General features: G+C 71.8%; 6 protein-coding genes and 1 pseudogene. 6 read left to right on the forward strand and 1 reads right to left on the reverse strand.

Annotated features, from left to right (window positions below; all coding sequences use genetic code 11):
• The 6 genes and pseudogenes from KME77_RS18450 to KME77_RS18475 form a co-directional block, all read left to right on the forward strand.
• Window positions 1-298, forward strand: a pseudogene (locus KME77_RS18450) (hypothetical protein); the annotation flags it as partial.
• Complete coding sequence (locus tag KME77_RS18455) at window positions 298-1,806, forward strand: serine/threonine protein kinase (RefSeq protein ID WP_219469138.1); 1,509 nt, start codon at window positions 298-300, stop codon at window positions 1,804-1,806. The pseudogene KME77_RS18450 and the gene KME77_RS18455, both read left to right, overlap by 1 nt.
• A gap of 119 nt (window positions 1,807-1,925) precedes the next feature.
• Window positions 1,926-2,588 carry a response regulator gene (locus KME77_RS18460; protein ID WP_219469142.1) on the forward strand — a complete coding sequence of 221 codons (663 nt, stop codon included), beginning with the start codon at window positions 1,926-1,928 and terminating at the stop codon, window positions 2,586-2,588.
• A gap of 88 nt (window positions 2,589-2,676) precedes the next feature.
• On the forward strand, window positions 2,677-4,740 hold the full coding sequence (locus KME77_RS18465) for a DUF6421 family protein (RefSeq protein WP_219469145.1): 2,064 nt from the start codon (window positions 2,677-2,679) through the stop codon (window positions 4,738-4,740).
• Complete coding sequence (locus tag KME77_RS18470; RefSeq protein ID WP_219469146.1) at window positions 4,737-5,366, forward strand: SDR family NAD(P)-dependent oxidoreductase; 630 nt, start codon at window positions 4,737-4,739, stop codon at window positions 5,364-5,366. The genes KME77_RS18465 and KME77_RS18470 overlap by 4 nt, the downstream gene beginning before the upstream one ends.
• Window positions 5,363-6,421 carry a threonine aldolase family protein gene (locus KME77_RS18475; RefSeq protein ID WP_219469150.1) on the forward strand — a complete coding sequence of 353 codons (1,059 nt, stop codon included), beginning with the start codon at window positions 5,363-5,365 and terminating at the stop codon, window positions 6,419-6,421. Before KME77_RS18470 ends, KME77_RS18475 begins: the two co-directional genes overlap by 4 nt.
• Here KME77_RS18475 and KME77_RS18480 read toward each other — a convergent pair.
• On the reverse strand, window positions 6,418-7,477 hold a 1,060-nt coding region (locus KME77_RS18480; protein WP_219469152.1), incomplete at its 5' end, for a phytoene desaturase family protein. The genes KME77_RS18475 and KME77_RS18480 overlap by 4 nt on opposite strands.

A 7,477-nucleotide genomic window follows, 5' to 3' on the forward strand; every position in this document is an offset into this window, starting at 1 on the left:
CGCCGCGGCGGTGGCCGCCGCCGCGGACGCGCCCACCCCGCCGTCGGCGCCGTTCGACGAGGGCGCCAGCCAGACCGTCGTGGTGCGCAGGTCGCAGCAGTTCCAGGTGATCCCGCAACAGCAGCAGCTGATCAACGCCCAGGACCAGACCGGTAACAACCTCAACGCCCAGGACCAGACGGGGAACAAGCTCAACGCCCAGGACCAGCCGTCGATCAAGTACTGCACCGCCTGCGGGATGCGGCTGGGGGCCGCGCACCGCTTCTGCGGCTACTGCGGCCACCCCATCGAGACGTGATGCCCGTGAACGACAGATCGCTCGTCGGCCAGGAGGTGGCCGGGTACTACATCGAAGACATCGTCGGCAAGGGCGGCATGGCGGTGGTGTACCTGGCCCTGGATCCCCGGTTGAGCCGGCGGGTGGCACTGAAGATCCTGAACCCGGTGCTCAGCGTGGACGACCGGTTCAGGCAGCGGTTCATCCTGGAGTCCAGGACGGTCGCCAGCATCGAGCACCCCAACATCATCCCCATCTACGAGGCCAACGCCGACGACGACGGCGTCCTCTACATCGCCATGCGCTACGTGGACGGGCTCGACCTGCGGCGCCTCATCTACGACCGTGGGGCGCTGCCGATCGGGCAGGGCAACCAGATCTTCGCCCAGGTCGCCGCCGCCCTGGACGCCGCGCACGCCCACGACCTGATCCACCGCGACGTGAAACCGGCCAACATCCTGCTGGCCGGCGACCACGTCTACCTGACCGACTTCGGCATCACCAAGCACCGCACGTCGATCTCCGGGCTGACCCAGACCGACCAGTTCATCGGCACGCCCCGGTACATGTCGCCCGAGCAGATCAACAAGGAGCACATCGACGGCAGGTGCGACCAGTACGCCCTGGCCTGCGTCACCTACGAGGCGCTGTCGGGGCGGCTGCCGTTCCAGCGCGACAACGACATCGCGCTGCTGTGGGCGCACCTGGCCGAGCAGCCGACGCCGCTGTCGCAGGTCAGGCCGGAGCTGCCGCTGGAGGTGGACCGGGTGATGATGCGGGCGCTGGCCAAGTCGCCAGAGCAGCGTTACCCCACCTGCACCGCGTTCGTCAGCGCCCTGCGCGACGCGATCAGCGGGCACTCCGTCGAGCTGTCGCCCCCTCCCGCGCCCGTCGCGCGGCCGGCCAAGGAGAAGAAGGCGGGCAGGCCCGGCAGGCTGCCGCTGGTGCTGTTCACCGTCGTCGCGGCCGTCGCGGCGATGGCGCTGGTGGCCCTGCTGATCATGACCCAGAAGGGCGACTCCTGGTCCCGCTACCAGAGCACGGTCGCCGCGCCCGTCACCTTCGACTACCCGGCGGGCTGGACGGCCAGGACGCACGGGGACCTGTTCGCGCTGGCCTCACCGCACGTGGGCGAGTTCGAGGGGATGTTCGTGTCCGGGGCCGCGGCCGACTGGACCGCCGTCAACCAGGTCATCACCGGCGACCCGGACAACGCGGTCGGCGTGTACGTCCAGGTCTCCGACGCGCTCAGCGCCGGCGCGAACTCCGCCCAGATGAAGGCCACCCTCGAAGGGCTGCTGCCCGGCGAGATCGTGGTGGACCAGCCCGTGCCCGACCGGGCCGGCGACAGCGACGCCACCCGCTACGACGGCTCGCTGCGCGACCGCAACAGCGGCAACCGGCTGGGCTTCGTCAGCTACGTCATCGACCGCAAGCCCAAACCGGTGCTGGTCATGTACTTCTGCGCGAAGAACCGCTGCGACGACGCCACCCAGAGCCGGGTCCGGCAGAGCGTCACCCTGTCGTGACCCGTCCCGGCCCGTTCCGGCCCCTCCCGAGCGGTCCTGACATGTCGTGACTTGTAACTGAGTTGGATGCGGCTTGACCAGGGGTTTTCAAGCCGCGATCGGCGATCTAAGGTCCCGCTGTGGACATACGAATCGTCATCGTCGACGACCAGGCGATGGTCAGGGCCGGGCTGCGCATGGTCGTGGAGAGCGAGCCCGGCATGGAGGTCGTCGGCGAGGCCGCCGACGGGCGCGACGCGATCGCGGTCGTCCGGCGCACCTCGCCCGACATCGTTCTCATGGACATCTCGATGCCGCGCCTGGACGGGCTGAGCGCGGCGCGCGAGATGCTCGACGCGCCGTCGCCGCCCAAGGTGATCACGCTGACCACGTTCGACTCCGACGAGAACCTGTACGGGGCGCTGCGCGCGGGCACCAGCGGCTTCCTGCTGAAGGTCTCGCCGCCCGAGCAGCTCATCGAGGCCATCCGCGTCGTGCACTCCGGCGACGCGCTGCTCGACCCGGCGGTGACCAGCCGGGTGATCGCCTCGTTCGCCGGCTGGGCCGCCGACCCGTCGCCGTCGCCGCGCCTGGACGACCTGACGCCGCGCGAGCTGGAGGTGCTGGGGCTGCTGGCCCGCGGGCTGACGAACGCGGAGATCGCCGGGCGGCTGTACGTGGGGGAGGCGACGGTCAAGACGCACGTCGCGCGGGTGCTGATGAAGCTGGGGCTGCGTGACCGGGCCCAGGCGGTGGTGTTCGCCTACGAGTCGGGAGTGGTCCGGCCCGGCGCCGCCGCCTGACGTCTCACGATGCGGAAGGGTTTAACGGGACATAGGGGTGTTATGTGTATATTTTCCGTTGAACTACCTATGTAACGGGAGATATTTCATGCAGGCGTTCCCCAGGGTGCTGTTCGACGAAGCGCACAGCGAGTCGTGGACGATCAGGCGCGAGGTGGCCGAGGCCATCAACCCCGCCCATCCCGACGACACCAGCTACGCGCGCGCGGCCGAGCTGCTGCGCCGCCTGGGGCACACCGTGACGGCGCACGTGTCTGGCCCGCTCGACGCGGGAACGCTCGCTGAGCAGGACGTGCTGGTCATCGCGCACCCGTCGGGTGAGCGGTGGGAGCGGACCACCGGCCTGGGCAGCCCCGTCCTCACCGGTGACGAGCTCGACGCCGTGGAGGCGTTCGTCGCGGCCGGCGGCGGGCTCGTGGTGCTGGCCGAGGAGGAGCAGGACAAGTACGGCAACAACCTGGCCGAGCTGCTGGGACGTTTCGGCGTGGGCATCGAGCACACCACCGTGCGCGACCCCGGGCACGCCCACCGGGGGGTGGCGACGTGGGTGATGGGCGAGCGGGTCACCGGTGACGGGCTGCTGGCCGGGGTCAAGGCGGCCTGCTTCTACCGCTCCGGGACGCTGAGCGTCGCCAAGGACGCCGTGGTGCTCCTCACGACGTCGGCCGGCGCCGACCCGGCCGCCGCGCCGCTGGCCGTGGCCGTGCGGCACGGGCGGGGACGGGTCGTGGTGTTCGCCGACTCGGACCTGTTCGGCGACGACTCCATCGACGACCACGACCACCGTACGCTCTGGGGCAACGCCATCACCTGGGCCGCCCGCGTGCCCGCCGACGACGACGCCGAAGGCGCCCGCGACGAGCGCAAGGCGAGCCTGTTCGCGCGGCTCAAGGAGACGGTCGAGGAGCTGCGCCCGCTCCAGGCCAAGGACGGCTCGGTCCCCGGGGACAAGCCCCGCGCCGCCGCGCTGGTGTCGGCCGTGATCGAGCAGGTCGCCGCGCTGGCGCCCAGTTTCCCGCAGGACGCCGCCTACCTGGAGGCCGTACGGGCGGACCTGGCCAAATGGCGTGAGCAGGACCTGGGCGTCCCCGACTTCCTCGACTCCCTGAACCTCTTCCACCCCGACACCCAGCGCGCCGACGGCCTGGAGCACCTGGTCGTCTTCCCCATGTACACCCAGAACGGCAACCCCGGCCGCAACCTGGAGGCCGTCTGGATCCGGACGATCTGGCCCGGCTGGCTGGCCGACCTGGAGTCGTCCGGGTACGACAACCCGATGTTCGTGCCGATCGCCTTCCAGGACTTCACCTCCGGCTACGACACGCACTCGGCCGTGCTCTTCCCCGAGACCGTCGCCGTGCGCGAGGCGCCCTCCCGGTTCACCTGGGGCGGGATCTTCGCCGACCGGGAGGCGGCCAGGTTCCGGCGCGTCGCCACCGCCGCCGCCGCCACGCTCAAGCTCGACCTGCCGCCGGACGCCGCCCGGCTGCTGGAGTCGCAGCGGCTGGCGCAGGACACCTTCGTCATGTGGGACCTGATCCACGACCGGACGCACAGCCACGGCGACCTGCCGTTCGATCCGTTCATGATCAAGCAGCGCATGCCGTACTGGCTGTACTCGCTGGAGGAGCTGCGCTGTGACCTGACCGCGTTCGGCGAGGCCGTGCGGCTGGAGGGGCGGGGCGTGCCGCACGCCCGGTACGTGCAGCGCGCCATCCTGTTCGACCGGCTCTTCCGCTTCCCGATCACCGGCGAGCGGGTGCGCAACTACGACGGGCTCGGCGGCCAGCTCCTGTTCGCCTACCTGCACCGCAACGACGTGGTGCGCTGGACCGACAACCGGCTCGCCATCGACTGGGAGCGCGTCCCGGACGGCGTGGCCGACCTGCGGGGCGAGGTCGAGAAGCTGTACCGCGACAGCATCGACCGCAGCAAGCTCGCGCACTGGCTGGCGGCCCACGAGCTGGTCAGCGCGTACGTCGCGCCGCACCCGGAATCGGTGTGGGCCCAGGGCGTCGGCGCTCTGCCCACCGAGCAGAAGGCCAAGGTGGACGCGGTGCTGCCGGACGAGTTCCCCCTGAGCATGTTCTACGAGGCGCTGCGCCGTAAGCTGGCCGAGGTGGTCGAGTCGACAAAGGGGATCAGGGCATGATCATTCTGGTTACGGGTTCCGCCGGGCCGACAGGCCAGGCCGTGACCGGATATTTCGCGAAAAATGGTCACACGGTGGTCGGGGTGGACAAGGACGACGTCGACCTCCTCGACCGCGACGCCGTGCGGGCACTCGCCGACCGCGTCGAGGCCGAGCACGGCCGCGTGGACGGCGTCGTGCACCTGGTGGGCGGCTGGCGCGGCGCGCCGTCGTTCGCCGAGACCTCGCTCGACGACTGGGACGCGCTGCACGACCTGCTGATCCGCACCCTGCAGAACGTCTCGCTGGCCTTCGAGCCGCTGCTGCGCCGCAGCGGCAACGGCCGGTTCGTGATCGTCTCCGCCAAGGCCGCCGAGCGCCCGGTCGCGGGCGGCGCCCCCTACGCCGCCGCCAAGGCCGCCTCCGAGGCGTGGACGCTCGCCCTGGCCGACGCCCTCAAGGACACCTCCAGCGCGGCCGTCATCGTGGTCGTCAAAGCCCTGGTCAACGACGCCATGCGGGCCGCCAAGCCGCAGGCCCGCTTCGCCGGCTTCACCGACGTCGGCGACCTCGCCGAGGCGATCGGCGGCCTGTACGACCGTCCCGCCCAGGAAGTCAACGGCACCAGATTGGACCTCACCCAGTGACCCTCCGGCACGACCCCGAGCTCAGGAGCTTCGCCAGCGACAACTACGCGGGGGTGCACCCGGAGATCCTCCAGGCCATCGCCGAGGCCAACGGCGGCCACCTGATCGCCTACGGCGACGACGTCTACACCACGTCGCTGCGCGAGGTCTTCCAGCGGCACTTCGGCGAGCGGGCGCGGGCGTGGCCGGTCTTCAACGGCACGGCCGCCAACGTCGTCTCACTGCGCGCCATGACCGCCCCCTGGGAGGCGGTCATCTGCGCCGAGACCGCCCACATCCACACCGACGAGGGCGGCGCGCCGGAGGTCGCCGGCGGCATCAAGCTGCTGACCGTGCCCACGCCGGACGGCAGGCTGACGCCGGAGCTGATCGACCGGCAGGCGTGGGGGTTCGGCGACGTCCACCGCGCCCAGCCGCGTGTCGTGTCCATCTCCAACACCACCGAGCTGGGCACCGTCTACACGCCCGAGCAGATCACCGCGATCTGCGCGCACGCGCACGACCTCGGGCTGCTGGTCCACCTCGACGGCTCCCGCCTCACCAACGCCGCCGCCGCGCTCGACGTCCCCATGCGCGCGCTGACCACCGACGCCGGGGTGGACGTACTGTCGTTCGGCGGCACCAAGATCGGCATGCTGTACGGGGAGGCCGTCGTGGTGCTCAACCCCGAGGCGGCCAACGGGATCGACTACATCCGCAAGACGTTCATGCAGCTGTCGTCGAAGATGCGATTCGTGTCGGCGCAGTTCGAGGCGCTGCTGTCGGGCGACCTGTGGCTGCGCAACGCCCGCCAGGCCAACGCCATGGGGCGGCGGCTGGCCGAGGCCCTGCGCGAGGTCCCCGGCGTGGAGGTCACCCGGCCCGTGGAGGCGAACGCCGTGTTCGCGGTGCTGCCCGGGGACGTGGCCGAGCGGGTGCGCAAGCGGTTCCGGTTCTACACGTGGAACGAGGCGACGGGGGAGGTGCGGTGGATGTGCGCGTTCGACACGACGGAGGCGGACGTGGACGCGTTCGCCGCCGCGATCCGCGAGGAGCTGGGGGCCGCCGCGCCCTAGTCGTCGCGCAGGGCGAGGCGGGCGGCCTGCCAGCCGCCCATGCCGTGCACACCCGGCCCCGGCGGCGTGGCCGACGAGCACAGGAACACCCCAGGCAGCGGCGTCCGCCACGGCGCGGCCGACCACACCGGCCGCCGGACGAACTGCCCGAGACTGGCCAGCCCGCCCCCGATGTCACCCCCGACCAGGTTCGGGTTGACCGCCTCCAGCTCGGCCGGGCCCATCGTGTGCCTGGCCAGCACCCGGTCGCGGAAGCCGGGGGCGAAGCGCTCGATCTGCCGCTCGACGGCGTCCGACATGTCGGCCGCCGACCCGTTGGGCACGTGGCAGTACGCCCACAGCGTGTGCCCGCCCCTGCTGTCGTCGGCCGCGTACGGCTGCACCAGCAGCACGTACGGCCGGGGCGAGTGCCGCCCCCTGGCCGTCTCGGCCTCGCTGAGCGCGATCTCCTCCAGCGTCCCGCCGAGGTGCACCGTCCCCGCGCCGGCCACCGCCGGATCGCGCCACGGCACCGGCCCGTCGAGCGCCCAGTCCATCTTGAACACGCCGGGCCCGTAGCGGTAACGCTCCAGCCCGCGCCGGTAGGCGGCGGGCAGATCTGTGGCAGGTCGGTTCGCAGGGCCACGTGTGGGTTCGGTCAGGGCCAGGAACTGCCGGGGCGTCACGTCGAGCACCACGGTCCGCGCCTCCAGCTCGCGCAGGTGGCGCACGCGGTGCCCGGCGACCGCCTCCCCGCCCAGCGCCCTGAGCCTGGCCACCAGCGCGTCGGCCAGCACCTGCGACCCGCCCCGCACCACCGGCCAGCCCACCAGGTGCCCGAGCGCGGCCAGCAGCAGGCCGTACCCGCTGGTGATGGGCGAGCGCAGGTCGAGCATCGAGTGGGCGGCCATGCCGGCCAGCGCGGCCCGCCCCTCCTCGGTCCTGAACGCCAGCCCGGCGAGCGTCGTCAAGGGCAGCGCCGCCGCCGCGCCGAACCGGGCCGCCCGCGCGAGCGTCGCCGGCCCCGCCCGCCAGGGGCCCAGCGGCCTGAGCGCCAGGTCCACCAGCGGCAGCCCG

The organism is Nonomuraea rhizosphaerae (assembly GCF_019396405.1).
Classification (GTDB): Bacteria; Actinomycetota; Actinomycetes; order Streptosporangiales; family Streptosporangiaceae; genus Nonomuraea; species Nonomuraea rhizosphaerae.